The organism is Serratia sp. NA_112.1, from assembly GCF_052691715.1.
Genome location: NZ_JBQZFO010000011.1, coordinates 1 through 26,254, shown reverse-complemented (window position 1 = coordinate 26,254; position 26,254 = coordinate 1). Strand labels below are relative to the sequence as shown.

General features: G+C 52.7%; 24 protein-coding genes and 1 pseudogene. 20 read left to right on the top strand and 5 right to left on the bottom strand.

Features of this window, described 5'->3' with window-relative positions; translation table 11 throughout:
• Nucleotides 1–41 precede the first annotated feature (41 nt).
• From ACUTQ5_RS18220 to ACUTQ5_RS18200, 5 genes are all read left to right on the top strand, one after another.
• Nucleotides 42–464 (top strand): hypothetical protein, encoded by a 423-nt coding sequence (locus ACUTQ5_RS18220; protein ID WP_445652387.1) that lies wholly within the window; start codon nucleotides 42–44, stop codon nucleotides 462–464.
• A gap of 68 nt (nucleotides 465–532) precedes the next feature.
• The gene (locus ACUTQ5_RS18215) at nucleotides 533–856 is read left to right on the top strand and encodes a copper-binding protein (RefSeq protein WP_445652386.1); all 324 of its coding nucleotides are present in this window, start codon (nucleotides 533–535) and stop codon (nucleotides 854–856) included.
• A gap of 10 nt (nucleotides 857–866) precedes the next feature.
• The gene (locus ACUTQ5_RS18210) at nucleotides 867–2,126 is read left to right on the top strand and encodes a TolC family protein (RefSeq protein ID WP_445652385.1); all 1,260 of its coding nucleotides are present in this window, start codon (nucleotides 867–869) and stop codon (nucleotides 2,124–2,126) included.
• A complete protein-coding gene (locus ACUTQ5_RS18205) occupies nucleotides 2,123–3,574 on the top strand; it encodes an efflux RND transporter periplasmic adaptor subunit (protein WP_445652384.1) in 1,452 nt (483 codons plus the stop codon). Before ACUTQ5_RS18210 ends, ACUTQ5_RS18205 begins: the two co-directional genes overlap by 4 nt.
• A complete protein-coding gene (locus tag ACUTQ5_RS18200) occupies nucleotides 3,571–6,690 on the top strand; it encodes an efflux RND transporter permease subunit (protein ID WP_445652383.1) in 3,120 nt (1,039 codons plus the stop codon). Before ACUTQ5_RS18205 ends, ACUTQ5_RS18200 begins: the two co-directional genes overlap by 4 nt.
• A gap of 49 nt (nucleotides 6,691–6,739) precedes the next feature.
• Here ACUTQ5_RS18200 and apbE read toward each other — a convergent pair whose 3' ends face one another.
• Entirely contained in the window at nucleotides 6,740–7,771 is a 1,032-nt protein-coding gene (gene apbE, locus ACUTQ5_RS18195) for an FAD:protein FMN transferase ApbE (protein ID WP_445652382.1), read from the bottom strand.
• A gap of 159 nt (nucleotides 7,772–7,930) precedes the next feature.
• On the opposite strand from apbE, the gene ACUTQ5_RS18190 reads away from it, so the two are divergent.
• On the top strand, nucleotides 7,931–9,043 hold the full coding sequence (locus ACUTQ5_RS18190) for an SLC13 family permease (protein WP_445652381.1): 1,113 nt from the start codon (nucleotides 7,931–7,933) through the stop codon (nucleotides 9,041–9,043).
• 45 nt (nucleotides 9,044–9,088) lie between these two features.
• Here the strand turns inward: ACUTQ5_RS18190 and pepT are convergent, their stop codons facing one another.
• The gene (gene pepT / locus ACUTQ5_RS18185; RefSeq protein ID WP_445652380.1) at nucleotides 9,089–10,321 is read right to left on the bottom strand and encodes a peptidase T; all 1,233 of its coding nucleotides are present in this window, start codon (nucleotides 10,319–10,321) and stop codon (nucleotides 9,089–9,091) included.
• Nucleotides 10,322–10,535: 214 nt separating this feature from the next.
• Between pepT and ACUTQ5_RS18180 the strand changes: the two genes are divergently transcribed.
• Nucleotides 10,536–11,432, top strand: coding sequence for an endonuclease/exonuclease/phosphatase family protein (locus tag ACUTQ5_RS18180; protein ID WP_445652379.1), 897 nt, complete (start codon nucleotides 10,536–10,538; stop codon nucleotides 11,430–11,432).
• Nucleotides 11,433–11,623: 191 nt separating this feature from the next.
• Nucleotides 11,624–11,851 (top strand): hypothetical protein, encoded by a 228-nt coding sequence (locus tag ACUTQ5_RS18175; protein WP_445652378.1) that lies wholly within the window; start codon nucleotides 11,624–11,626, stop codon nucleotides 11,849–11,851.
• Here the strand turns inward: ACUTQ5_RS18175 and pdxR are convergent.
• Entirely contained in the window at nucleotides 11,838–13,271 is a 1,434-nt protein-coding gene (gene pdxR, locus ACUTQ5_RS18170) for a MocR-like pyridoxine biosynthesis transcription factor PdxR (RefSeq protein ID WP_445652377.1), read from the bottom strand. The genes ACUTQ5_RS18175 and pdxR overlap by 14 nt on opposite strands.
• A 93-nt stretch (nucleotides 13,272–13,364) precedes the next feature.
• Here pdxR and ACUTQ5_RS18165 point away from each other — a divergent pair, with 93 nt between their 5' ends.
• The 7 genes from ACUTQ5_RS18165 (at nucleotide 13,365) to ACUTQ5_RS18135 (ending at nucleotide 19,989) form a co-directional block, all read left to right on the top strand.
• The gene (locus ACUTQ5_RS18165) at nucleotides 13,365–13,820 is read left to right on the top strand and encodes a rhodanese-like domain-containing protein (protein ID WP_445652376.1); all 456 of its coding nucleotides are present in this window, start codon (nucleotides 13,365–13,367) and stop codon (nucleotides 13,818–13,820) included.
• Nucleotides 13,821–14,317: 497 nt separating this feature from the next.
• Nucleotides 14,318–14,602 carry a hypothetical protein gene (locus tag ACUTQ5_RS18160; protein ID WP_041418640.1) on the top strand — a complete coding sequence of 95 codons (285 nt, stop codon included), beginning with the start codon at nucleotides 14,318–14,320 and terminating at the stop codon, nucleotides 14,600–14,602.
• A gap of 76 nt (nucleotides 14,603–14,678) precedes the next feature.
• Nucleotides 14,679–15,386 (top strand): hypothetical protein, encoded by a 708-nt coding sequence (locus ACUTQ5_RS18155; RefSeq protein WP_445652375.1) that lies wholly within the window; start codon nucleotides 14,679–14,681, stop codon nucleotides 15,384–15,386.
• Between the two features lie 24 nt (nucleotides 15,387–15,410).
• On the top strand, nucleotides 15,411–16,127 hold the full coding sequence (locus ACUTQ5_RS18150; RefSeq protein ID WP_445652374.1) for a hypothetical protein: 717 nt from the start codon (nucleotides 15,411–15,413) through the stop codon (nucleotides 16,125–16,127).
• 44 nt (nucleotides 16,128–16,171) lie between these two features.
• Nucleotides 16,172–18,127, top strand: a complete 1,956-nt coding sequence (locus ACUTQ5_RS18145) for a carbamoyltransferase C-terminal domain-containing protein (protein WP_445652373.1) — start codon at nucleotides 16,172–16,174, stop codon at nucleotides 18,125–18,127.
• Nucleotides 18,124–18,687, top strand: a complete 564-nt coding sequence (locus ACUTQ5_RS18140; RefSeq protein WP_445652372.1) for a GNAT family N-acetyltransferase — start codon at nucleotides 18,124–18,126, stop codon at nucleotides 18,685–18,687. The genes ACUTQ5_RS18145 and ACUTQ5_RS18140 overlap by 4 nt, the downstream gene beginning before the upstream one ends.
• Before the next feature lie 36 nt (nucleotides 18,688–18,723).
• Entirely contained in the window at nucleotides 18,724–19,989 is a 1,266-nt protein-coding gene (locus ACUTQ5_RS18135; RefSeq protein WP_445652371.1) for an MFS transporter, read from the top strand.
• A gap of 44 nt (nucleotides 19,990–20,033) precedes the next feature.
• Here ACUTQ5_RS18135 and flk read toward each other — a convergent pair whose 3' ends face one another.
• Nucleotides 20,034–21,062, bottom strand: coding sequence for a flagella biosynthesis regulator Flk (flk, locus tag ACUTQ5_RS18130; protein ID WP_445652370.1), 1,029 nt, complete (start codon nucleotides 21,060–21,062; stop codon nucleotides 20,034–20,036).
• Nucleotides 21,063–21,366: 304 nt separating this feature from the next.
• On the opposite strand from flk, the gene ACUTQ5_RS18125 reads away from it, so the two are divergent.
• From ACUTQ5_RS18125 to ACUTQ5_RS18110, 4 genes are read left to right on the top strand one after another with little or no spacing between them, the layout of a single operon-like run.
• Complete coding sequence (locus ACUTQ5_RS18125) at nucleotides 21,367–21,732, top strand: copper resistance protein (protein ID WP_445652369.1); 366 nt, start codon at nucleotides 21,367–21,369, stop codon at nucleotides 21,730–21,732.
• A 50-nt stretch (nucleotides 21,733–21,782) separates the two neighbouring features.
• Nucleotides 21,783–23,819 carry a protein-disulfide reductase DsbD family protein gene (locus tag ACUTQ5_RS18120; protein ID WP_445652368.1) on the top strand — a complete coding sequence of 679 codons (2,037 nt, stop codon included), beginning with the start codon at nucleotides 21,783–21,785 and terminating at the stop codon, nucleotides 23,817–23,819.
• A complete protein-coding gene (locus tag ACUTQ5_RS18115) occupies nucleotides 23,816–24,532 on the top strand; it encodes a DsbA family protein (RefSeq protein ID WP_445652367.1) in 717 nt (238 codons plus the stop codon). Before ACUTQ5_RS18120 ends, ACUTQ5_RS18115 begins: the two co-directional genes overlap by 4 nt.
• The gene (locus tag ACUTQ5_RS18110; protein ID WP_445652366.1) at nucleotides 24,525–25,025 is read left to right on the top strand and encodes a protein disulfide oxidoreductase; all 501 of its coding nucleotides are present in this window, start codon (nucleotides 24,525–24,527) and stop codon (nucleotides 25,023–25,025) included. The genes ACUTQ5_RS18115 and ACUTQ5_RS18110 overlap by 8 nt, the downstream gene beginning before the upstream one ends.
• Here ACUTQ5_RS18110 and ACUTQ5_RS18105 read toward each other — a convergent pair.
• Nucleotides 24,983–25,390, bottom strand: a pseudogene (locus ACUTQ5_RS18105) (PLP-dependent aminotransferase family protein); the annotation flags it as partial. The gene ACUTQ5_RS18110 and the pseudogene ACUTQ5_RS18105 overlap by 43 nt on opposite strands.
• 148 nt (nucleotides 25,391–25,538) lie before the next feature.
• Between ACUTQ5_RS18105 and ACUTQ5_RS18100 the strand changes: the two are divergent.
• The gene (locus ACUTQ5_RS18100; RefSeq protein WP_445652365.1) at nucleotides 25,539–26,168 is read left to right on the top strand and encodes a CatB-related O-acetyltransferase; all 630 of its coding nucleotides are present in this window, start codon (nucleotides 25,539–25,541) and stop codon (nucleotides 26,166–26,168) included.
• Nucleotides 26,169–26,254: the final 86 nt, after the last annotated feature.

Genomic DNA, 26,254 nt, shown 5'->3' with positions numbered 1-26,254 from the left:
GGCCGATATACTCCGGTTATCCCACACTCTGGAATCACCTGATGTCGGCTTTGGCGTCCATCTCTTTATCCATGCACCGTTTGCGTTTCGCTAAAAAGCGGGCCTGTGCATGGCTATTGGTCGTCAGTTGGCTGTTGTTGAATACCCAATTGGCGTTGGCCAGCCATAATTGCAACCTGCAGTTCAGCGGTGAAACGCCCATGGCCCAGCATATGATGCATATGCAAAACAGCCAGCCTTCGTCAGACCAGATGCAAACCCAAGGGCCGCTGTGCGAGAAGCATTGTGTCCCTGAGTCCGCCCAACAGGATCACAGCAACCTGACGTTGGCTGCGCTGCCCACCAGCAGCGAATTGGCCGTTATTACGCCTTTCCCGTCTCGTTCAGCCCCCTCCAATACCTGGCAAACGCCCCCGATAACAGGGCCGCCGGCAGAGATCGTTTTCTGCCGGTTCCGTGAATAGCTCTGACAACCGCTTTGCCGTCCCCGACGGTTTTCCGTGTTTGTTAACTATTTAATGGAGTACCCGTTATGCGTAATTTATTTGCCGTTGTACTGATCACCCTGTTTTTCTCCTCTGTCGTCAGCGCCGCCGATATGGCGATGCAACATTCTGCCGTAAAACCTGCCGTCGAAATCCATAGCCAGGGCGTCATCAAGGCCTGGGATGAGCGCAAGGTGTCCATCGCACACCAGGCGATTCCTGCGCTCAACTGGCCGCCCATGACCATGAGTTTCCAACTTCCTTCATCGCCATCGCTCACCGCATTGCCGGTGGGTACCGAGGTTGATTTCAGCTTCCTGCCGGTCGATGGCGGTTATCAGCTGATCGCCATCGCCGCCGCTCGGCCATAACGGAGGCGTTATGACTATTACCTTTTCTCACCCTTGGCGGGTGGGCTTGCTGCTGCTTGCCTGTTGGGCACCGGCCACCCTGGCAGCGGAACTGACGCTGCAACAATCGCTGACGGCAGCTGAACGCTATTCGGCAGAACTTTCGGCCAATCGACATCAGGTGAATGCCCTGGAGAACATGGCGGATTCGGCAATGCAGTTGCCCGATCCCAAGCTGAAGTTCGGTATTGAAAACGTGCCGGTGCAGGGGGGAAACGCCCGGCGCTTCACCCGCGAAGGCATGACGATGGGGCGGGTCGGCATCATGCAGGATTACGTCAGCAGTACCAAACGCCAGCGCAAGGCGGATACCCTGCGCGCTGAAGCCAGCCAGACGGATGCCGGCAGCGCTACCATTCGAGCCCGTTTGCAGCAGCAAACCGCTCAGGCGTGGCTGGAACTGGCACTGAGCCGGCAAACCTTGCGTGATGCCACTGCACTGGTTACGGAGAGTGAGCGTCAAATTGCCACTCAGCATGCAGGTGTGGCCGGTGGCGCTACTCCCGCCAGCGGCGTGCTGGACGCCAGACTGACGCTGCTGGCCATGCAGGACCGCATCAGTGAGGCTCAGCGTGACGTTGCGGTAGCGCAGGCACGCTTGACGCAACTGACTGGCCAGGCAACTACGGAGACTGCCGGGGCGATGCCACGCTTTGAACGTTTACCGGCCGACAGCGACGTTTTGCGACAGGCGATCAAACAACATCCCGAGGTGCTGCAGGCCAGCCGTGAGGCGGACGTCGCCAAGGCGCGTTCGGCGCAATCAGAGGTGGCAGCGATACCGGACGTCGGCGTCGAGGTGTATTACGGCAAACGGGCCGACGAGTACGAGGATTTGGCCGGGGTGATGTTTACCGTCGATTTGCCGCTATTCCGTTCGCAGCGGCAGGATAAAGACTATGCCGCAGACGTGTCCCGCAACATGGAGGCTAATGATCGGCTGACGTTGTTGATACGTGATCATCAGGCACAGCTCGATACGCTGTTGGCGCAATATCAGGCAGCTCAGGCGCAGTGGCAGCGACAGCAGCAACAGGCGATCCCCCTGCAACAACAGCGGGTCACTTTGCTGTTAGCGCAGTACCGCAGCGGTAAAAGCGATTTGTCGGCGGTACTGGAAGCTCGGCGGGCGCTGCTCGACAGTCGCCTCAGCGCCGGCAAGGCCGCCAGAGAACTGGCGCAGATTTGGGCCGCCATTCGCTATCTCACCCCTCAGGAATCGATGCAATGAAAATACAATTCAAACTGGCGCTGTTAGCGGCGTTAATCGGCGGTGGGCTGGTGGGATACTGGTTTGGCGCAGCGGGAGAAGTGCCTGCACCGGCCGTCAAGAGTGAGCGGCAGGTGCTTTATTGGTACGACCCTATGATGCCGGGGCAGCGTTTTGACCAACCGGGTAAATCGCCCTTTATGGATATGCAACTGGTGCCGCGCTATGCCGATGAGGCTGAGCCGGAGGGGGGCGTGACCATTAGCGCCCGGCAACAGCAGAACCTGGGCGTTCGCACCGAAGCTGCACAATTGCGCCAACTGGAGCCACAACTGAACGCTTTCGGCAGCGTCGCTACCGATGAACGTGGGGTTCAGATTGTCGCCGCCCGCGCCAATGGTCTGGTGGAGAAACTCTATGTTCGTGCCAGCCAGCAGCAGGTGAAAAAAGGCCAGGCGCTGGCGCAGCTGTGGATCCCCGACTGGAGTGCGGCACAGCAGGAATATCTGGCGATACGCAAACTGGGCGATAGCGCACTGACCGCTGCTGCACGTCAGCGGTTGCAGTTGCTGTTCATGCCCGAAGCGGTGATCCGGCAGGTGGAACGTTCAGGTAAACCCGAACCGCGGGTGCAGATAGTGGCACCGGAAAATGGTTTCGTGAATAAGCTGAGCGTGCTCGAAGGCGCTCAGGTGACGGCCGCGCAGGGGCTGTTTGAACTAGCCAGCCTCGATCCGGTGTGGATTGTTGCCGACTATCCACAGGCGCAGGCTGGGTTACTCAAGGTGGGCGACAAGGTGCAGGCCGCCTCTGCCAGTTGGCCGGGGGAAAGGTTTGAAGGTGAGGTGAGCGAGCTGCTGGCCAATGTTGATCCGCTGACCCGTACCTTCAAAGCGCGCATTCTGTTAAAAAATCCTCAGCAAAAGCTGCGACCAGGCATGTACCTGCAATTGACGCTATCGCAGAACGCAGTCGGCAAACCGGTGCTGGCAATCCCCCAAGAGGCGCTGATAGATAACGGCGATCGTAACCGTGTATTGGTTGCCGAGGGTAACGGCCATTTCACACCGGTGGGAGTAGTGGCCGGGCGTGTGCAGGATGGCTGGGTGGAGATCAAACGCGGGCTGAGCGCCGGGCAACAGGTGGTGACCTCCGGTCAGTTCCTGATCGACTCCGAGGCCAGTATGCGCAGTGCCTTGCCGCAGATGGCGGCACAAACCGAAGTTAAACAGTACCAGGCCGAAGGGATGATTGAGGCACTCAATGGCGAAACCATGACGTTGTCCCACGGACCGGTGCCAGAATTACAGTGGCCGGCGATGACCATGGATTTTGCTCTGCCGCCGGGAGGATTACCTGCAGGCATCAAGTCTGGCGACCGGGTGAAAATTCACTTTAGCGTCGACGATAGCGGTTCACATATCAGCCAGGTTCTGCCGATCAATGCCGGGCACGGAGGCCACTTATGATTGCATTCGTGATCCGCTGGTCGCTGCGCAACCGGCTGCTGGTGTTATTGGCCTCGGTGTTGTTGGCCGGTTGGGGTGTATGGGCTCTGCAGAAAGCACCGCTGGATGCGCTGCCGGACTTGTCTGACGTTCAGGTCATCGTCCGAGCCACTTACCCCGGTAAGGCACCGCAGGTAGTTGAAGATCAGGTCACCTATCCGCTGACCACCACCCTGTTGACGGTACCGGGTGCCAAAACGGTGCGTGGTTTTTCCATGTTTGGTGATGCCTACGTCTACGTGTTGTTTGAGGACGGCACCGATCTTTACTGGGCGCGTTCACGGGTGCTGGAATCGCTGAGTCAGGTGCAATCCTCATTACCTGAGCAGGTGAAGGTGGCGCTGGGGCCGGATGCCACCGGCGTGGGTTGGGTTTACGAATATGCCCTGGTGGATAAAACCGGCAAGCACAGTCTGGCCGACCTGCGCGCGCTACAAGACTGGACGTTGAAGTTTGAGCTTAAAACCGTCCCCAACGTGGCGGAAGTGGCCAGCGTCGGCGGTATGGTGCGCCAGTATCAGGTGGTGTTGGATCCACCCAGCCTACGTGCGTTGAATATCACCCATCAACAGGTGGTGACGGCCATTCAGGACGCCAACCAGGAAGGCGGCGGGGCGCTGCTGGAAATGGGCGAAGCGGAGTACATGGTGCGTACCTCGGGCTACCTGAAAAAACTGAGTGATTTTGCCAACGTGGTGATCACCGTGCGCGATGGCGTGCCGATCCTGCTGTCGCAGGTGGCGACGTTGCGTGAAGGGCCTGAGATCCGCCGGGGCGTGGCAGAGCTGAACGGTGAGGGGGAAGTGGCGGGCGGCATTGTGGTGATGCGCTACGGTAAAAATGCACTGGAAACCATCAATGCGCTGAAGGTGAAATTACAGGTGGTTCAGCGGACGCTGCCGCCGGGAGTGGAAATCGTTACGGTTTATGACCGTTCTCAGCTGATTGAGCATGCCATCGAAACCCTGTCTCACAAGCTGCTGGAAGAGTTTATCGTGGTAGCGCTGGTCTGCACTCTGTTCCTGTTCCATTTCCGTTCGGCGCTGGTAGCGATGATCACGCTGCCGCTGGGGATTCTCGGTGCCTTTGTGGTGATGCATTATCAGGGGGTGAACGCCAATATCATGTCGCTGGGCGGGATCGCCATTGCGATAGGCGCGATGGTGGATGCGGCGATCGTGATGATCGAGAACATGCATAAGGTGCTGGAGCAGTGGCGACAGCGTCATCCAGGGCAACAGCCGACGTCAAAGGATTACTGGCGCATTTCGGAGCAGGCGGCGGTGGAAGTAGGGCCGGCGCTGTTTTGCAGTTTGCTGATTATCACGTTGTCCTTCATTCCGGTGTTCACCCTGCAGGCGCAGGAAGGGCGGATGTTCTCCCCACTGGCCTACACCAAAACCTACGCCATGGCGGTGGCAGCCGGACTGGGCATTACGTTGGTACCGGTATTGATGGGGTACTTCATCCGTGGCCGCATTCCCGACGAGCATGCCAACCCGATCAATCGCTGGCTGATCCGTTGGTATCAGCCGGTACTGGCGGCGGTGTTGGCGCGCCCGAAAACCACGCTCGGGGTTTCGTTACTGTTGCTGTTGTTGACCCTGTATCCGCTAAGTCGGTTGGGCAGCGAATTTATGCCTCAGCTCGACGAAGGTGACCTGTTGTATATGCCATCGTCATTGCCGGGCATGTCGGCGCGCGAGGCCGGCAGACTGCTGCAATTGACCGATCGGTTGATCAAGACCGTGCCGGAGGTGGCGACGGTATTCGGCAAGGCGGGGCGGGCGGAAACCGCCACCGATCCTGCGCCGCTGACCATGCTGGAAACCACCATTCGTTTCAAACCGCGTGACCAATGGCGGCCAGGTATGACCATGGACAAACTGGTGGTGGAGCTCGATAGCGTGGTCAAGGTGCCGGGCATCGCCAACGTATGGGTTCCACCGATCCGTAACCGGCTGGATATGTTGGCCACCGGCATAAAAAGCCCGGTCGGCATCAAGGTCAACGGCAATAACATGGCTGATATCGAACGGATTTCCGGGCAGGTTGAGCAGGTGGTAAAGCGGGTGCCGGGCGTCACCTCGGCACTGGCAGAGCGCATTACCGGCGGCCGTTACGTGGATATTGATATCGACCGTCAGCGGGCGGCACGCTATGGCGTCTCGGTGAAGGAGCTGCAATCGATGGTGGCGACGCTGGTGGGCGGTGAAAACATTGGTGAAACCATAGAGGGGCGGGCGCGTTATCCGATCAATGTGCGCTACCCGCGTGAGATTCGTGATTCAGTGCAACAACTGCAGGCATTACCGGTACTCACGGCCAATGGGAGTCAGGTGCCGTTGTCGATGTTGGCGGATATTCGGGTGACCGAAGGACCGCCAATGCTGAAAAGTGAAAACGCACGGCTCTCCAATTGGATTTATGTCGATCTGCGTGGGCGCGATCTTAAATCGGCGGTAGAGGAAATGCAGCAGGCGGTAGCGCAGCAGGTCAGGTTACCGGCCGGTGTCTCTTTGAGCTGGTCTGGACAATTTGAATATCTGGAACGCGCCAGTGCCCAGTTGAAAATTGTGTTGCCGGTGACGCTGGCGATCATTTTCGTGCTGCTGTTTGTCACCTTCAGCAACGTGCGCGATGCGCTGTTGATCATGGCGACGCTGCCCTTTGCGTTGATCGGCGGCGTGTGGCTGTTGTATCTGCTGAACTACAACCTTTCGGTGGCCGGGGCCGTGGGCTTTATTGCCCTGTCGGGCGTGGCGGCGGAGTTTGGTGTGATCATGGTGCTGTATTTGAACCATGCGCTGGAAAAACACCGTCAGCCTGGGCAACCGCTAACCCAACAACAACTGATGGCGGCCATCAGCGAGGGTGCGGTATTGCGCGTGCGGCCAAAAGTGATGACCGTCGCCACCATTATGGCCGGGTTATTACCGATCATGTGGGGCGATGGTGCCGGCTCTGAGGTGATGCGGCGCATTGCGGCACCGATGATTGGCGGCATGGTCAGTGCACCGCTGCTGTCGATGCTGGTGGTCCCGGTGGTGTATTTGTTGTTGCACCGTAAGGGGTGATGGAGCGGGGGCGCGGTTATTCTGCGCCCCCGGATCACTGAGCCAGAAATTACTTCACCAGGAAGGCTTTAAACTGCGGCGTCATCACTGCGCTGAATCCCTCGTCGGTCTTGCTGATCAGATAGACCGCCAGCCCTTTCTCTTGCGCCAGTTTCAGTGCTTTTTCCGTCCCCAGCACCATCAGCCCGGTATCCCAGCCGTCGGCCTCCAGCGCGGTCGGGGCGATCACCGTGGCGGACACCAGACGGTGGGTAATAGGCCGGCCGGTGGTGGGATCGATTACGTGCGAATAGCGCTGGCCATCCTGTTCGAAATAGTTGCGGTAGCTACCGGCGGTGCTGATACCATAACCCTGTAAATCCACCAAAGCCTGTACCGCATTTTCTCGGTCAGTAGGCTTTTGGATCGCCACCCGCCAGGGTTTGCCCTGGCCGTTAATGCCACGGGAAGAAACCGCGCCACCAACCGAGACCAGGTAGTTGGTGATGCCGTTGCGCGCCATCAACTTTACCAACTGGTCAACGCCATAGCCTTCACCCAGCGTTGAGAGATCGACATACACCTCTGGCAGGTCTTTTTGCAGCCATTCACCGTGGATGTCACCGAGCAGTGTGAGATGCTGCAGGCCGACATTTTTTTGCGCGGCTTCTATTTGCTGCTGGCTCGGAACCTTGACCCCTCGTTTATCCGGACCGAAGCCCCATAAATTGACCAGTGGGCCGACGGTAATATTCATCGCGCCCTGAGTATCGCGGCCGATGCGTTGGGCCATCAGGATAATGTCCGCCATGCCGCTCGGGATCGGCTGTGGCTCAGTGCTACGGCTCTGATTAAAGCGCGACAGCACCGAATCATTGCGGTAGGTGGAGATATCGTCGTTGGCCCGTTCCAGCACTGTGTCGATCTGCTGCTGCAACTGTTGTTGATTGATGGCCACATCACCGCTGACCTTAACGCTGTAGAAGGTGCCCATGGTTTTGCCCTCGATGTCGATCTGCGGGCGGGTATTCTGGTCATTGCAGGCGCTCAGCAAGTTAAGCGTTATGCTCAGTAACAGCCCTTTGGCGAAAACGTTAGCCATAAAAAAAATCCTTCAAAACGGGGAAAGGCGCTACAAATAAAGCAAAGTGCGGCGAATGAAAAGCAGTTAAAGGGAAAAGAGCATTTTACTGGCGTTGCCGCTGCGCTTGGGCTAACTTCTGGCTCCTGATCCCCAGATTGTTTTTTTGAAGCGCTCAACATGAGTTCAAATATCGTTGCCCGGTTGTTCCAGCCGTTTCTGAAAGATCGTTTTTTACATATTCTGCTGTTGGCCGGCGTGCTGATGGCTGCTGTTAATCCGCAACAACTGCCTGCACTCAACGGTTTTATCGACTGGCGAACCATTATTACCCTGCTGGGACTGATGCTGCTGACCAAGGGGGTTGAGGTCAGCGGCTATTTTGACTTTATTGGCCGCAAGATAGTCAATACGCTGCACAGTGAACGGCGGCTGGCGCTGTTTCTGGTGTTTGCTGCCGCGCTGTTGTCGTCATTCCTGACCAACGACGTGGCGCTGTTTATCGTTATTCCGCTGACTATCACGCTAAAAAAACTGTCTTCGTTGCCAATTAGTCGGTTAATTATCTTCCAGGCGCTGGCGGTCAATGTAGGCTCGCTGCTGACGCCGATTGGTAACCCGCAGAACATTTTGTTGTGGAGCAAATCCTCGCTGTCGTTTCTGGCTTTTATTGCCCAGATGGTGCCCTTTGGCGCAGCAATGCTGGCCAGCCTGCTACTGTTAACCTGGTTCAGTTTCCCGGCGCGGGAGATCGTTAAAGCTCCACATACCGAAGGCTATCCTTACCAGCGACGCCTGTTGCTGAGCTGCGTGGCACTGTACGTTATTTTTCTGCTGTGTCTGGATATCGACCTGCCACTGTATGGCCTGTTGGCTGTGTTCGCCGGATTTTTACTGTTGGCTCGCCGGGTGTTGTTGCAGATTGACTGGAGCCTGATTTTTGTCTTTATCGCCATGTTTATTGACGTCGGGTTATTCACCCGCCTCGAGGCGGTCCAGCCCTGGTTCGCTGACATCGCCAGGTTGGGCGAGGGCGGTATTTATGCCCTGGGGATCGGCCTGTCGCAGGCGATCAGCAACGTGCCGGCGACCATTTTACTGCTTAACTATGTGCCTTCCAGCCAACTGCTGGCCTATGCGGTCAACGCCGGTGGCTTTGGCTTGGCGATAGGCTCATTAGCGAACCTGATTGCACTGCGGATGGCAGGCGAGCGAAAAATCTGGCTGAAATTCCATTATTACTCGCTGCCACTGCTGGCATGGAGTGGTTTGCTCGGCTGGTTGCTGGCTTAAGAGCGATATTTCTACTTGAAATATCGCTCTCCTTTGGAGCCTCTGTTAGCCGCGAGCGGCCAGCAAACAGATGCTGCGGGTGACCTGATAGGACTTTACAAAGGCGCTGATCGGCAGAAATTCAAAGCGCGAATGGAAATTGTGCGCACCGGTGAAGTAGTTGGGGGTCACCAGCCCGCGGCTGGATAATGCCGCACCGTCGGTACCCCCGCGCATCGGGATTACCTTTGGCGGAATACCGTGGGCGGCGAGTGCGCCGAAAATCAGTTCGATGGCGCGTTGGTCTTCACCGATCGAGTTGCTGATATTGCTGTAGATATCTGTGACGCTGCAGCTTACCCTGGCACGTGGGTAGTTTGCCGCCACTTGCCGGACCACTTCCTGAATGCGTTCTTTACGCGCATTGAAACTCGCCAGATCAAAATCACGGACTGACACTTTTAACGTGGCGAGGTTGGCATTGGCCGTCAGGTCGTTGAACCAGAAGTAGCCTTCACGCCCCTCGGTATGCTCCGGTGTATCCCGGCTGTCGAACTGATTGATGATGTCGTTGGCAATGCGAATCGGGTTGATCAATACATTCTTGGCCGACATTGGGTGCGCGGTCACCCCTTCAATGCGGATTTCCGCTGCCGCGGCGTTGAAGTTTTCATACACCACTTCGCCCAGTTCACAGCAGTCGATGGTATAGGCGAAGTCTACGTCAAAGCGTGCCAGATCCAGTGCCTTGGCACCGCGCAGGCCAATTTCTTCATCTGGCACAAAGGCCACCAGGATATCGCCGTGACGGTCGGTGGCACTCAGGTTAGCCAGCAGGGTCATCACTACCGTCACCGCCGCCTTGTTATCGGCGCCGAGTACGCTGGTACCGTCGCTGAAAATAATCTCTTCATTTGGGTAGGCCAGGATCTCCGGGTGCTCGGCAGTGCGCAGCCAGATATCATGCTCTGCGTTCAGGCACAGATCCTGGCCGCTAAAATGCAGGCGCTGCGGGCGAATATCTGCAGACAGGCCGACGTCAACGGTATCGATATGGGTAATAAAACCGATACGCGGCGCGCCGGGCTGGTTGCCGGGTTTACGTGCGGTAACGGTGGCGTGCTCATCAATTTGCACATCAGTCATCCCCAATTCGCGCAGTTCGGCTGCCAGCAGTTTGGCCATCTCATGCTGGCCTGGCGTGCTGGGCAGGGTTGTGGCGGCGGCATCGCTCTGGCTGGTTACCGCCAGATAGCGGAAGAAACGTTCGGTGAGCTGTTCGGCTATGGCGCTGGTCATGCGGGTTCCTCTCGGTAAGCAGTCTATCGGTTTTAATGGTAAATCAGTCGGTTGTCCAATGGTGCAATGCTTTCACCGTCGGAATGCGAGACGCCGCGCAGAATAAAAAAATAGCGGTGCAACTAGGAAATAGTCGCGGGTAACTGCGGCAAAATCGTTGTTAGCTCTGGGGGGCGGATGCCCCAACAAAAATCTGAACGCTAAAGGAGAATTCATGCGCTCATGTCATGCTTTGCTTATTTCTTTGTTATCTCTGGGAATATCTCAGGCTGCCTGGTCCTCCACCGACGCTGGCCATGCCAACAGCAACGCCAATAGTCGCGAAGTGGTCAGCGCGCTTGGCGGTCTGAAGAACAAAACTTATAACCTGGAGCAGGCACCGAAGATCCGCGTCGCCAGCTTTAATATTGCCGCCGGTAAAGTCAGTGATATGACCGCCATCGCCAAGGCGATCAAGGCGATGAACGCTGACGTGGTGGCGCTACAGGAAGTGGACAAGCTGACCGGCCGCAGCGGCAAGCTGGATCAGGCTGCAGAACTGGCCAAACTGACCGGTATGCACGTAGTTTTTGGCCGCGCGATTGATTATGACGGCGGTGAATATGGCTTGGCGTTCCTGTCAAAATATCCGCTGCATGACAGCAAGATTTACCCGCTGCCTTCCGGTCAGCGTGAACAACGCATTGCCTTCAGCGCCCAGACCAACGTGCCTGAGTTCCCGGCGACGATTACGCTGATCAACACTCATTTGGATACTAAAGAAGATCCGGCCATGCGTTTGGAGCAGGTGCGCGAGTTGAACGATCGCACCATCGAAATGCGCGGTATCAAGCTGCTGTTTGGCGACATGAACGACGTTCCGGGCAGCGTTACCTGGACCGAACTGAGCCGCTACTGGAACGACATCACGCCTGCCGCGCAAGATGGCCGCAGTTGGCCGGCGGAAAATGCCGAAATCAAGGTCGACTACATCTTTAGCGGCAATGCCCAGCGCTGGCACCTGGACAGCATGACGGTGCCGAACGCCAGCGGCGACTGGAACGGCATTCACTGGCCGGCGGTCAGCGATCACCTGCCGGTAGTTGCCGAACTGCGACTGACCGAGCAGTAATTTAATCTACGGCCCGGCGATTGACTGTCGCCGGGCGCACTGGTTAATATCTGCCGATACAGCCCGGATCCGGGTCTGCGTAGGCGTTCACGTAATCCAACGCACTCGTTCTTGTTGCTTTGCAACGAGAAAAGAGAGTGTTGGAGTCATCTGGCTCTCTCTTTGTTTTTCTCCTTTTAGAGTGAGCATTTATGTCATCTGTAGTTTCACACGCGGATCCTTCCGCTAATAAAGCGTTGCTTTCGTTGACCGGCGCAATCTTCCTGACCTATCTGAGCGTGGCCTTGCCGCTAGCGGTGATCACCCTGTATGTGCATTTTGAACTGGGCATGAGCAACCTGATGGTTGGCGTAGTGTGTGCATTAACCGGGATAGTTTTTACCCTATTGTTTGCGCGCAGCAATGCTAAACAGGAATGACTCGGCTTAGCCGTTCGACAGCGGCGCAGATTTCCCCCGGCGTCAGGGCGGAAAAACCCAATAGCCAGCCATCGCGCCGCACGGTTGGCGTTAGATATTGGGCTGCCAGCCCTGGCGTCACGACCCCCAGGTTCTGTGCCTGACGGGTGAGGGCCTCTTCCTGACCGGCTGGCAGCCAGACGCTGAGTTGTAATCCGCCATCTGCCGGTTGTGGGGTGGCAAAATGCCCCAGTTTTTCCTGTATCTCCTCCAATAAGCGGTCACGACGATTGCGGTACAACTGACGCATATAGCGGATATGAGCGGCAAAATGCCCTTGCTGGATAAACTCGGCGGTCACTGCCTGCATCAGTTGGGCGCTGTGACCGTCATAAACCGTGCGTGCGGTGGTAAAGGGTTCCACCAACGCGGGAGGCACCACCAAATAGGCCAGCCTCAGTGAAGGAAACAACACCTTGGAAAAGGTGCCCAGATAGAGCACGTTGCCGTGCCGGTCCAGCCCTTGCATCGCCGGCATGGGCTGGCCGTCATAGTGAAACTCGCTGTCGTAGTCATCTTCAATAATCCATGCCTGCTGCCGTTGAGCCAAAGCCAGCAATTCGAGCCTGCGTGCCAGACTGAGCGCTATTCCGGTGGGATATTGGTGTGATGGCGTCAGGTAAATCAGTCGCGGCGCGGGCAGTTGTTCATCCGGCCGCATCCCAACTTCGTCAACATTGACCGCTACCAGCTCGGCACCGGCGCTGCTAAAGGCGTTTCTGGCTCCGCGATAACCGGGTTCTTCCATCCAAACCTTGTCGTCGCTATCCAACAGCAGGGTGGCAATCAACTGCAGGGCCTGCTGCGAACTGGTCAGCACCAGCACTTGCTGCGCATCGCAATTAACGCCGCGCGTTTGGCTGACATAGCCGGCAATAGCTTCGCGTAGCGGCAGATAACCTTGTGGATCGCCATAGCGCATCAGGGCTTCTCCCCGCAGGCGTAATTGCTGGGCGGTGAGCTGTTTCCACAGCTTTAGCGGGAAGGCGCGTAAATCTGGTGAGCCGGCGGCAAAGGGCAGGGGTTGTTGTGGATCGCGACATCCTCCGGTTTGAACTATTTGTCGGCCGCGTAGTGACAGACGTGGCTGTCCGGTAATTTTGCTGGCAGTCGGTGATTTAACCATGCGTATCGCCACAAAGGTGCCTTGGCCCACCCGACGCTGCAGGTAGCCCTCTGCCTCCAGTTGACCGTAGGCCGCCTCGGCTGTGACCCGCGATACCCCCAAATCTTCGGCCAATATGCGTGATGAAGGTAAACGTTGTCCGCAACGCAACGTTCCGGCATGAATAGCTCGACGCAGCGTGCTGCACACGCGATCACGTAAGGTACCGCCGGCATGTTCCGGTAGATGAAAAAGGGTGAGCAGTGCATTGGCCATAATGGGACTTATCAATGGTGGGAAATTGGTATCAATAATAAGACCAAAATCAGGCAATATTGTCACCAGGCTTTATCAACAGGAGTAAATTCCATGGCGGTATCTTCATTGGTTATGGCTTTTCCACCGGCAACGGCGGCGCAGAGTCTGGATTATCTGGTCGCGAAGTTAAGTTATTACGCAGATGCATGGGACGTGGCGGAAGACCTGCGCAACGGTGTCAGCGAGATCCAGGTGATCGACACGCGTGCAGAAGCCCTGTACGCAGCCGGGCATATTCCTGGCGCTATCAGTTTGCCCCATCGGCTGATGGACGAGGCCGGTACGGCGCATCTGGTGCGCGACAAAGTCTATGTCACTTATTGTGATGGTATTGGCTGCAACGGCTCCACTAAAGGCGCATACAAACTGGCGCTACAGGGGTTCCGGGTGAAAGAGCTGATTGGCGGGTTGGACTTCTGGCTACGCGATGGCCATCCATTGGCCACCGGTGAACAGCCGGGCTCGCTGCAGGGAAGTGCTATTGGAGAAGACTGCGGCTGTGCTTGATGCGGGTAAAAGAGCCGTTATAGCTGGGCGGCACAAGGGGGGGACCCTTGTGTTGTCTCAAACAGGGTTATTTGAATAAAATATAAGATAATTACCACCATTTAATCGTAAACTAATGATATGTTAAAATTTATTTAACTTTCAGCTTTGTTTTTTCTCACATCGTCAATTTAATAAAATTAATTATTTTCAATGGATTAGGTTTTTTGAAACAAAAATAACCTAAAAATTTGCTATTTTTGCAATGTTCAAATACATTAAATAAAGTGATTTTTAAATGTAACTAGTGTTAATGTTTAACGATTAATGATCATCAATCGATAACCTATTGATATAATTTTTATCTATCTTCAATCTTATGATTGATTAATTACCATGAAATTTCATTATTTATGACTCCGTCATTCCATATTAAGTTTAGATGGCATGTGAAAATTGCACATCTAATCCTGGCGTAGAAATACGCATCCTTGATAAAAAGTAATTGGAGGTATTTAGTGGAAACAAACAACATTTATACGTCTCAACTTACCAGCAAGGAACTAGAAGCCTCATTTTCAACATTAAGAGATAAGTTGAAAATGTTGAAAGAAACGCTTTCAGATGAAGAAGGCGAGGTGTTCTCAAAGATTATCAAATCAGCGGGAACTCATCTTTCATCACTTCAACAGTCAAATCAGGCGGAAGATAAGTTTAGCTATATAAAACCTATCTCGGCCGCAGCCAGTGTCAAGGTCAGAGAGGATATTATCGCACTCTCTGATGAGCTGGAAGTCCATTAGTTTAAATGTTTTTAAATTATGAAATATATAGCGGTACTGTTTTTACATTCCGCTATATATTTTTTGAGGCTTTAATATGATAAAAACATCTGAACCAGGAAATATAAATAATAGGCTTAATGCTTTTAAAAATACGTTATCCGAGCAGGAAAGAGAACATTACAAATTACTCCTCTCCCTTGCTTGCGGTGAGTTATTAGGTAAAAATAATAAACAGGATGTTGAAAATTCCGCTTTGAAAGCGACGTTGCAGTCTTTGGCTGAGCTACAGCCACATCACGATCGGGTTACCGTTAATGGCATAGCCTGGAAAGGACGGCCGGATTTTTTGTCCGAAGAGCTATTTGCTGCATTAAATGAAGAGTCTAAAGATCTTTATCATTTATCACAGAGATTTGATGACCACTTAGTATCAAGCGGTGGAATAATTGCACGGCAAGTTGGTTTTTCAGAACAGCTAATTGATCAAGTTAAAAAGTATGCAGGTAACATCATTCCTACAGGAAAGACGAATTATCTTTATTACAATGAGAAAGGCATGGGCATTGATCCACATATAGATAATGCTGAATTTCCAATGAATGTGATAATGATGTTAGATCATAAATTCGAGTCATCACCATCCGCGTTGATACTTTATCCTACTGATCAAGAACCCGTTCGTATTTATCTGCAACCGGGGGAGATGATTATATTGTTTGCTGATAGCATTCTACATTCAAGAGAACGAATGAAAGTAAACGAAGAGGTCAGAATAGTCGCATTTGGATTTCAACCCGTATAACTTAAACTGAATGGTGAGGGAAATATGAGTGAGCATGTTGAAAGTATCGTGGAAAAACTAAAAGCCTTCAACTCTACCCTATCAGAAGCCGAACAGGCGAATTATAAATTGTTACTGGGATTGGCGGCAGGAGGCTTATCTCCAGAATTTAATTTACCCATCGAGAAAGATGAAACTGATGCGTTTAATACCGTAACTGATTGTTTGGCTAAATTACAGCCTTACAGCAATAGAATCTCCCCAAATGGGATTGCTTTTCGTGGTCGTCCCGATTTCATGACAGATGAACTGTTGCATTCTCTGCAACATGAAGCCAGGAGTATAAGGAAGGATGCGGTTGATAATAAAGACCACTTTCTGGGATGTGGTGCACCGATTGCTGATGAGTTTTCTAAGTCAACAAAGCTGACAGAATTTGTTCGCTTGCATGCCGGAGAGGTTTTACCCACAGGGATTGCCAGTTTTATCTATTACGACAAAGCCGGTCAGGGAATAAACCCGCATATTGATACTGACATTTTTTCGCTCAATGTTTTGTTAATGCTTGAACATACCGACCCAGATGAGACGGGGTCTTGCCTGGTAGTATTTCCTTCTCATTCTGAACCGGAGCGAATAAATCTTAAGCCAGGAGAATTGGTTATCATGTTTGCCGGTAGTATAACCCATGGGCGAGAGCATATAAAAGAAAATGAAAGGGTTACAATATTGACATTTGGTTTTCATCCTTTGGGAATTTAAATTAAGTCACTACCAATATAAATAAATTAATGGTGGGTCACAACATGAGAAAAGTCACGCTGGGTATTCATCTTGGTCATCATTCTTCGTGTGCTGTGGTTATCGATGGAAAGTTAATGGCTGCCATGCAGCAAGAGAGGGTCACTCGCAGGAAATATGACGGTCGACCCTTTTTCAGCAACGATTTGCCGATTACTCAATGTCTGAAACTTGCTGGGGTTGAGTTGAACGATGTTACTGATATTATTTCATCATTGCAGTCCGTTGCTCCGGGGGGCGTAGGCTTAAGGCATCCTTTGGTACAGCCAGGCTTTAACTTGTTTGATCCTTGGGACAAACGACATAGGGTTATTTCTCACCATCTTGCTCATGCAATGTCTGCATTTGGTTGTTCTGGTTATCCAGATGCCAGTGTTTTGGTCGTTGATTTGGCTGGTTCTTCAACGGAGTCAGGGCAGGATTTTGTGATGTCATTTTCTGATTATTACAATAATGCCACTGATAATAAAGTCAGGGAGGGGTTAGTGTTAAAGACAGAGTGCCTATCAATTTACACTGTCAACAAAAATGGCTATTCATTATTGGATAGAGAATTTTGTACTCCTCATCCTACCCCAGATGTGTTCATTCAAAATGCAGCAAGTTTATATGATAATGTCGCAAGGAGCGTCTTTGGTAGTGAGAATGCTCATGGCCAGTTAATGGCATTAGCTTCATTAGAGAGTCATACGGGAAATGAAGGCGTTAATGTTAATGAATTGATAGCTGACATTGATGGCCATATAGAGTTTCGTAATGGTTGGCAGGAAAGATTCACTATCAATAGTGACCCAATTAAAAATATTCCTTTGGCAAAATTGACGCAAAATGCTTTGCAAAATACGTTATTCGCCTACGCAAGAAAAACCAGGAAGCTTGGCCATTCTGACAATTTTTGTGCGGCTGGGGGTGTTTTTCTAAATATACTATCTAACTCTGAGGTTTTTGATAGTGGTATATTTGAAAGTTGCTACTTTCCGAGTTCTCCGCATGATGCGGGAATTTCTATAGGTTGCGCTTTTTTTGGTCAAAGAATATGGGAAAACCCTACTCTGGAATATCAAGAGAATTATAGTACGGATCGGTTAGGTACAGATATTCTTGAACCTGATATCAATGCTGCGTTGGTGCATCATTCACTGTTTATCACGGATAATGGCAAGCAGACACCAAAGATTATTGCCAAGTTATTGCAAGAGGGAAAAATAATTGCTCGTTGTGCAGGACGAGCTGAATTTGGCCCAAGAGCATTAGGTGGGCGTAGTTTACTTGCTTCACCGTTGTTGGAAGAGTCTAAAGTTAGATTGAATAAAATTAAAAAAAGACAAGACTGGCGACCTGTTGCTCCGATTATACAAGAGGATAAAATTAATGATTACTTCAATGGTCCGACGATCAGCCCTTATATGAACTATGTTCATTATATAAAGGACAATCACGTTTCTTCGTTGAAGGCACTGGCTCATCCGGATCGTTCCACGCGTGCGCAAACACTGTTAAAAAGCACGGATCCCATGCTTTATGATGTAATGTCATTTTTTAATGATGAAACTGGCTACCCAATATTAGTCAACACCTCCCTCAATGGCGGCGGCGAGCCCATTATTGACAGTGCTGAGGATGCCATCATTTTCTTTAGGCATAATGATGAAGTCGATTTATTACTTCTGGGAGAACGCCTTATATCCAGAAATGAAACCAATTGGTTGCGAATTTTTAAGGCAGGACATGCAATTAAATTGAGTGATGGCACATTGACCAATGTTGTTTTTTCTAAGGGACAGAGATATGTTTTCTTTATCAAAGGCCGACTGTCTGCGAGTGTGAGTTTGGATATCTTTGATTCAATAAATAATAATGGTGGATTATTGTCTTATGACTTACTCGAAAATAACGGTAATTCTGTCATTGACTCTCTTTTTACAGCCATGATGTTAGGGTTAATGGAGTTCGAATCGTGAGCTTTAAACTAATTGAACCTATAACATCAGATTTATATATGCTGGAACCTCTAGAAAAATGGCATGCGCATGGAATGTATGCGGGGTTGTGTATTGATGATGATTATAAGTTTATACCTTCCGACCCCCCGAAAACGCTGGGTGAACTGGAGTCTCGCTATGAGCGAGTATCTCAACGCTATTCGGCGGACAAAAAAGAAATATGGTTAAACTGGGTCATTATAGACCGTAAATCTGGTCAGTATCTGGGGTATGTCCAGTCAACAGTTATGATTGATAAAGGCTGGGCATATATTGCTTACCATGTATTTAGTCAATATCAGAAAAAAGGTGTGGCAAAACAGTGTGTGTCTATGCTGATGGATTTCTTATTCAATAATTATAAACTGTCACATGTAGATGCATTGATAGACTCGCGCAATGTTGCTTCCATTGGTTTAGTGGAGTCTCTGGACTTTAAGAAGATTAATGAATTGAAAAATGCAGAATTTTTCAAAGGTTCTACAAGTGACGAGTTTCATTATAGAGTATTTGACAGGGAATGGGCTTCGAAGAACTAAGACTTTAACGTTAATGAATATAGCTATGGGAGTATTATGAAAGAGAAAATATCACTATGGCAAAATGGAATGTTCACTAAGTTATGGTTTTCTCAAATACTAACTCAAGTAGGTGCTGAGGTTTCGCTGTTCGCCTTGCCCATCTTTGCGATAGTGCAATTGCATATGACGCCAATACAAATGGGGTATTTAGTGTTTTCAGAGCAGTTAGCCCCGATCTTATTAGGGATTTTTTCTGGTATTTTAATTGACCGTCATAACCCATTAAAAATCATGATAGCCAGTGAGGTTTTTCGCGCGCTAATATTATTTTTTATTTTTATTTCATTTTACTTTTCTCATGCGAATTTTTATACTTTGGCTATCTCTTCATTCTTGTTGGGTACGGGTAAGTTATTTTTCGATGTTTCGTATCGCAAGCTGATTCCTGCTTTTTTTCATCCATCTGAAATAATTCAGTGTAATGCAAAGTTTGCGAGTGCGAATTCACTTTCTGAATTGCTGGGGCCGGTTATTGCAGGTTGTGTGATAAAGTTTTTTTCTGCAGCCGATGCTTTGTTTTTTAACATCATTTTATTCATTTTTTCAGCGTTTTTTTTGTTACCGTTGAAAAAGATAAAAATAAATCTGGCAGTAGATAATAATAAACAGAATGGCAGTATTAGTTCGGTTTATGCAGGTTACCAATTTGTATTTAAAACGCCGTTATTAAGAATAATCACTATAAGCGGCGCTATATGGAATTTTTGCTATGCATTAATTTATACAATATTTATATTTTATGCTGTGAATCAATTAAAGATATCACCTTTAATGCTTAGTTTTGTTTTTATTCCTGGCGCTTTGGGTGTCCTGGTAGGGGCATCAATAATACCGTTAATGATAAAAAAATTTGGCTATGGTAAATCATTATTATTGGGTGTTGGTTTGACTGTTGCCTGGGGGGCAATCCTCAGTTTGCTACAGCCGGTGGAAAGTGCTGTTTTTGCTATAGGCATTGCATTCTTTTTCTTTGGATTAGGACAAACTATTTTTAATGTCATTAATGTTTCTATTAATCAAATAATTATCCCCCCGCACCTGATTGGTAAAGTCATTGCTTCTTTAAAGGTTTTATTCTGTATTACGATCCCTTTGGGGGCTTTGGCCAGTGGCTACCTGGCCGAGGCTCGCTCCCCACGCGAGGCTATCTTTATCGCCACATTGGGCCTGATGTTTTCAGCCTTTATTCTTGCACTGCCGCAGGTGCGTCAATTCAAGCTTGAAGCCTCCGAACACTATACCCAGTCTGGCCTTGGATAAGGGTTATCCGCTGGCCAGAAAATCGGTTGCCGGGAAGTCAAAAATTAAAACACCAGCGCCAATACCAGGGCCAGCACCAGAATAAACAGGATAAACGCCACGGCCGATTTGCTCAGCGCTTTTTGCAGCGGTTGGGGCAGGGCGGCAATCAGTGGGTTGAGCAAGGGCTGCGGTTCGGCGTGGCTGCCGGGCAGCGGCTGTGTCGGACCGGTCTTTTCCAGACGGCGCGCAAACAGCTGGTTGATCAGGTCGCTGATCTGCGGATGGGTCAGCGGTGCGCTGGCATTGCAGTGAAAACGTGACTGACAGTAGTCAGTCAACTGTTGCTGCTCCTGCGGATCCGCAGGGTGTTTAAGTGCGGCCAACAGGTTGTTGAGCGTCGGTGCGGTTTGTGGGCTCAGCGCTACCTTCACCTGCAAAAACTGATTCAGCAGTTGGAAATGGCGAGCCGGTAGCGGATCGTTGGTTTTTACTCCGCTGAGATCAAACAGTGTCTGCCAAATTTTGACCGGTGATTCGCCGGTGGCGGCGCTCAGCTTGGTCACCTGCAGTTGCAGGCTCTGATGTTCGGCAGGCAGCAGCGGGCGATCGCTGGTGGTGGTTTGTTGCGGGAGCGGGATGGTCAGGCTGCCGGTCTGCAACAGGTTCAGCACCTGCTGCAACTGTGGGTGGCTCAATTTACTCAGCACTGTATGGCCAAACTGCTGGCGAATAAAGTCGCTGACGGCCTGACGGTTATTGCCCTGCGGCAGCAGATCGGTGAGTTGTTGCAACAATTGGCGGCTGGCATGGCTCTGCTGTACCTGCGCCAGACGGTTTTGCAACAGTTGCTCGGCCGGTTGGAAATGGCGTGCCAGTAGCTCACTGTTGTTGTCTGTTTGCAGATCATGACGCAGCGTGACCCAAATCTCTGCGGATTTGGCTGGGCTGAGCGCCATGATCTTGACGACCAGCTTCTCCAGCGTCGTGCGTTGTGCCGGGGAGAGCGGGCTACCGTCAGTGGTTGTGGTTTTGTCCGGGCTAGGGGTACGATCGCTGGCGATCGGGGTGCCCGGTCCACTCAAAGGTTGCATATCACCTGTCCTTCGCTGTGTATCCCCTGCTTACTTGGCGTTGTCGCTGTGTTGGCTGCGCAATCTCACCAGAATCACTTACCTGAGTAAGCTCATCGGGACTCGCTTGCTTGCCGCCTTGCCGCAACACCCATTACTTTGGGGAGAGAATAATCGTCGTACCCGGCGAAAAGCGCAGGATTGTACTCATGATACCTGTAAACGGCCGCGACCAATACCGTCCTCAGACATTTCTTTACAGGCAAAATATTGCTAAAAGCGTCTGCGCCGCTAAGATAAGCGCAGACTTGGAATTGAGGACGGCATGGTTAAACAGCAGCGGATTGCAAAATGGTTTTTATGCCTGGCTTGCCTGGTGGTGCTGACCTGCATGACTCAGCGCATGGCGAGCCTGCATGCGTTGCAGCAAGTGATGGGGTTGCCCGTTGCCAGCGCAGCGCCCTCTGCCACCGATGACGCCGCCGAACTGCAACCCACACCCTGTGAACTGAGTGCCAAATCCTTGTTGGCCTCGCCACCGGTAATGTTCGAAACCCTGTTGTTCGGTCTTGGCATGTTGCTGGTGCTGTTGGCCCCCACGGCGGCCACGCGTCTGCGAATTCCTCCTCCCAGAGTTATTTCCCCCACCACCCTCAGGGTGCATCTGCGATTATGCGTGTTCCGTGAATGAGTTCATCACCTGTCTGTTTTGGTTGATTGATTCATTTATGGAGAGAAAACATGTTAAATATCATCAGGTCGGCATTAGCCTGCCTGTTACTGCTGTGGCTACCTGTTTTGCAGGCGGCGGACAGCGGCTGGCTACAAAGTCCGGTTAACGATCACGCCAAGGTGCGGCTGCGCGCCGACACCTCGCACAGCGGGGAAACCCGTTTGCTGCTGGGCATAGAGCTGCAAAAAGGCTGGAAAACCTACTGGCGTTCGCCGGGGGAAGGCGGTATTGCGCCGACCATTGCCTGGCAGGGTAATCCACCGCCGGCAACCTGGTACTGGCCGACGCCGCAGCGTTTTGACGTTGCCGGCATTTCCACCCAGGGTTATCACGACCGGGTCGAGCTGCCGCTGGTGATGAAAGGCGAAGTACCACGTCAGTTGGTGGGCACGCTGACGCTGTCTACCTGCAGTAACGTCTGCATTTTGACCGACTATCCGTTCAGGCTGGATCTGGACGCGCCGTCCGACGCACAGTTTACCCATGACTTTGCCCAGGCAATGGGGCAGGTACCTATTGCCGATGGATTGGTGGAGAGCATTAAAGCCGGTTATCAGAACGGGGAACTGCAGATCAGCGCCGAGCGAGCCGCCGGTTGGCAGCAGCCTGAGCTGTTCTTCGATACGCTGGAGGATGCTGACCTCGGCAAGCCGAAGGTCAGCAGTGACGGAACCCGGATGTTCGCGCGGGTGCCGGTTAGTGATGGCTGGGGTGATAGCGCACCGGATTTGCGTGGCAAAACCCTGACGTTGGTGATCGGTGACGTCGGCGTGGCGCAACAGGTGACGTTACCTATTGAAGGGCCGCTGGTTTCACCGGTTGCGGCAAGCTTCTCACTGTGGCAGGCGGTGCTGATGGCGCTGGCCGGTGGCTTGATCCTCAACCTGATGCCGTGCGTGCTGCCGGTGTTAGGCATCAAACTGGGCTCGATTTTGCAGGTCGAAAAGCGTGACCGCCACAGTATTCGGCTGCAGTTCCTGGCCTCGTCGTTCGGCATTGTGGCGTCGTTTATGGCACTGGCGTTGCTGATGACGCTGCTGCGACTGAGTAACCAGGCGCTTGGCTGGGGCATTCAGTTCCAAAACCCGTGGTTTATCGGTTTTATGGTGCTGGTGACGCTGCTATTCAGCGCTAATCTGTTCGGCCTGTTCCATCTGCAGCTTTCCTCTTCGCTGAACACCAAACTGGCGACCCATAACGGTCGTGGCTTGAGTGGCCATTTCTGGCAGGGCGCTTTCGCTACCTTGCTGGCGACGCCATGTTCCGCACCTTTCCTGGGGACCGCGGTGGCCTTTGCTCTGGCAGCGCCGTTGCCGGTGCTGTGGGGCATGTTTGTCGCGCTGGGCGTCGGGATGAGTCTGCCCTGGCTGTTGATTGCTGCCTGGCCGGCGCTGGCACTGCGTTTACCTCGTCCGGGGCGCTGGATGAACAGCCTGCGGCTGGTGATGGGCCTGCTGATGCTGGCTTCTTCGTTGTGGCTGCTAAGCCTGATGACCAACCATATCGGTGGCGTCGCGACGCTGGTGGTGGGGGGGATCGCGCTGCTGGCCCTGTTGCTGGCGGCCGGTTGGCAACATGGGATTCGCCTGGCGGCCAAGCTGGCGGCAGGTACCCTGCTGCTGGTTGGGGTGGTGCTATTGGCCGGTTCGCTGACCGCCGGGCTGTGGCGTCAGCCGCTGCATGACAATGTGGCCTGGCAACCGCTGAGCGAGGAGGCGATCATCCAGGCACTGGCCCAGAACAAACGGGTGTTTGTCGACGTCACCGCCGACTGGTGTGTGACCTGTAAAGCTAACAAATTCAACGTACTGTTGCGCGATGACGTGCAAAAAGCACTTAGCGCCGAGGACGTTGTCGCCCTGCGGGGAGACTGGAGTCGCCCATCGGCCGAAATTAGCGCCTTCCTGCAACAACGCGGCAGCGTCGCTGTGCCTTTTAACCAAATTTATGGCCCCGGCAGCCGCGACGGCGTGGTGTTGTCCACGTTGTTGACCCGAGATGCCGTGTTGCAAACCCTGTCCGCCGCCAAAGGAAATTCACAATGAAAAAATTAATGATCTTACTGATGTTGACCGTTACCCCTGTCTGGGCCGCAGCCCCCTTTACCCCGGAGCAGGAAGTCCGCATTAAAGAGCTGATCCGCGAAACGCTGGTGTCGAACCCGGATATTCTGGCGCAGGCGGTTGATGCCTGGCAGCAGCAAACCACCGGCCAGCAAATCAGCCAGGCGATCAAGCAAAACGCCAAAGCCCTGTATGAGGACCCGGCCAGCCCACGTCTCGGGGCGGCCAACGCCAAACTGACGCTGGTGACCTTTACCGATTACAACTGTCCGTACTGCAAGCGTTTTGATCCAATGCTGGAGAAGATCGTCAAACAGTATCCGGACGTCGCGTTGGTCGTGAAATTATTGCCGTTCAAAGGCGAAAGCTCGGTCAGTTCGGCACGGGTGGCATTGACTACCTGGCAGCAGCATCCGGGCCAGTTTTGGGCGTTGCACCAGCGGCTGATGGCGAAAAAAGGTTTCCACGACACCGCCAGCATTACTGCCGCACAGCAGAAAACCGGGGTGAAAGAAGTGGCACCCAGTGAGCTGAGCATGACCACGTTGCGCACCAACATGGAGCTGGCAGAAAAATTGGGCGTGCAGGGGACGCCGGCGACGCTGATCGGCGATCAGATGTTGCCGGGGGCAGTGTCTTACGAGGAGCTAGAAACCATGGTGAAACAGCAATTGGCGAAGGTCAAAAATGGCTAGGTTGCGGCGTTGGGCGCGGGAACTGTTGATCCTGCTGCTGATCGTCCTGGTCGCGGCGTTCGGTATGGACTGGCTGCGTGCACCACAGGCTCCGCCAGCCTTCGATTCACAGGCCCTGACGACGCTGAACGGTGAGCAGGTGTCACTGGCGCAGCTCAGCCAGGATAAACCGTTGCTGGTCTATTTCTGGGCCAGTTGGTGCGGCGTTTGCCGCTTCACCACCCCTTATGTCGCCAGAGTGGTCGGCGAGGGGGGCAATGTGTTGACCGTAGCGCTGCGCTCCGGTGACGATGCTCAGGTGGCGAAGTGGTTGGCAGGCAAGAGGGTGGCCTTGCCGGTGGTTAACGATCCGCGTGGCGAACTGTCGGCGCAGTGGCAAATCGGCGTTACCCCGACGCTGGTGATCATCTCCAAAGGCCAGGTGGTGCAGAGCACCACCGGCTGGACCAGCTATTGGGGCATGAAGCTGCGGCTGTGGTGGGCCGGGCTGTAATCACCGGTTTCTTCGGCCGCTATCACCTGACTAATCGCCCGGCACAGCCGGGCGATACCTTCTTCAATCAGCGGTGGCGTGTTGGCGGCGAAATTCAATCGCAGGCCATGCGCGCCACGCTGTTTCTCGGCGTAAAAACACTCTCTGCGTGCAAAAGTCATGCCTTCTCGCCAAGCTACCGGCATCAGTGCTTCGGTACTGACGGCGGCGGGCAGCGTCAGCCAGATAAACAGTCCGCCCTCCCGCGTTTCAAATCGGCAACCTGGCGGCAGTTGTTGCTGTAATGCGGCGACCATCATATCCTGATGCTGGCGATAGATCCGCCCGGCACGCCGTAGTTGCTTGTCATAGCGACCTATGGTGACCTTATGGTGCCAAATTTGGAGACGACAATGACCAATAACCCAAGACTAAAACGAGCGTTAATTGCTTAATTCGGCAGTGTTTTGCGACCAAAAATACTGCCACAGACTTTAGGCTGTGGCTCTTGCAATAGATAAAAGAGAAACTGCCATGACTGTAAAACACTGGTCAAAAACAGAGTTGCTGCACCAAACGGTGACCAATCCCAATATTATCGTCAAGGGAACCCATAGCTATTACAGCGACTGTTGGGATCACGGCTTTGAACGCTCGGTGGTGCGTTATTTACACGGCGATGCGATCAGCCAACAGTGGCCTGCGCTGGGTTTGATAGACCAATTGCTGATCGGTGATTACGTCTGTATCGGTGCCGAGGCGGTGATTCTGATGGAGGGCAATCATACTCATCGAATCGACTGGCTGTGCCTGTATCCGTTTATGGCAAGCATCGAGGCAGCTTATCAACCGAAAGGCGATACCCGTCTCGGGGACGGTTGCTGGATAGGAATGCGGGCGATGCTGATGCCGGGCGTGACTATTGGGGAAGGGGCGATAGTGGCTGCAGGCAGCATTGTGACGGCGGATGTTGAACCTTACACTATCGTGGGCGGCAATCCGGCGCGGCCAATCAAGCGGCGGTTTAGCCCGCAGACCATCGGCCGGTTACTGGCTTTGCGCATTTATGATTTGTCGGCGGAGGATTTTACCCGCGTGCAGCCTTTGCTGGCCGATGATGATCTTGTGGCCCTTGAACGGGCGATAGCTGAAATCAAACGTTAAATGAACAGGGCGGGGATTTACCCCGCCCTCAGACTGATGACAAACCTCATTCCTGCCCAGAGCGAGTAGAGGCCGATAAATAAAAA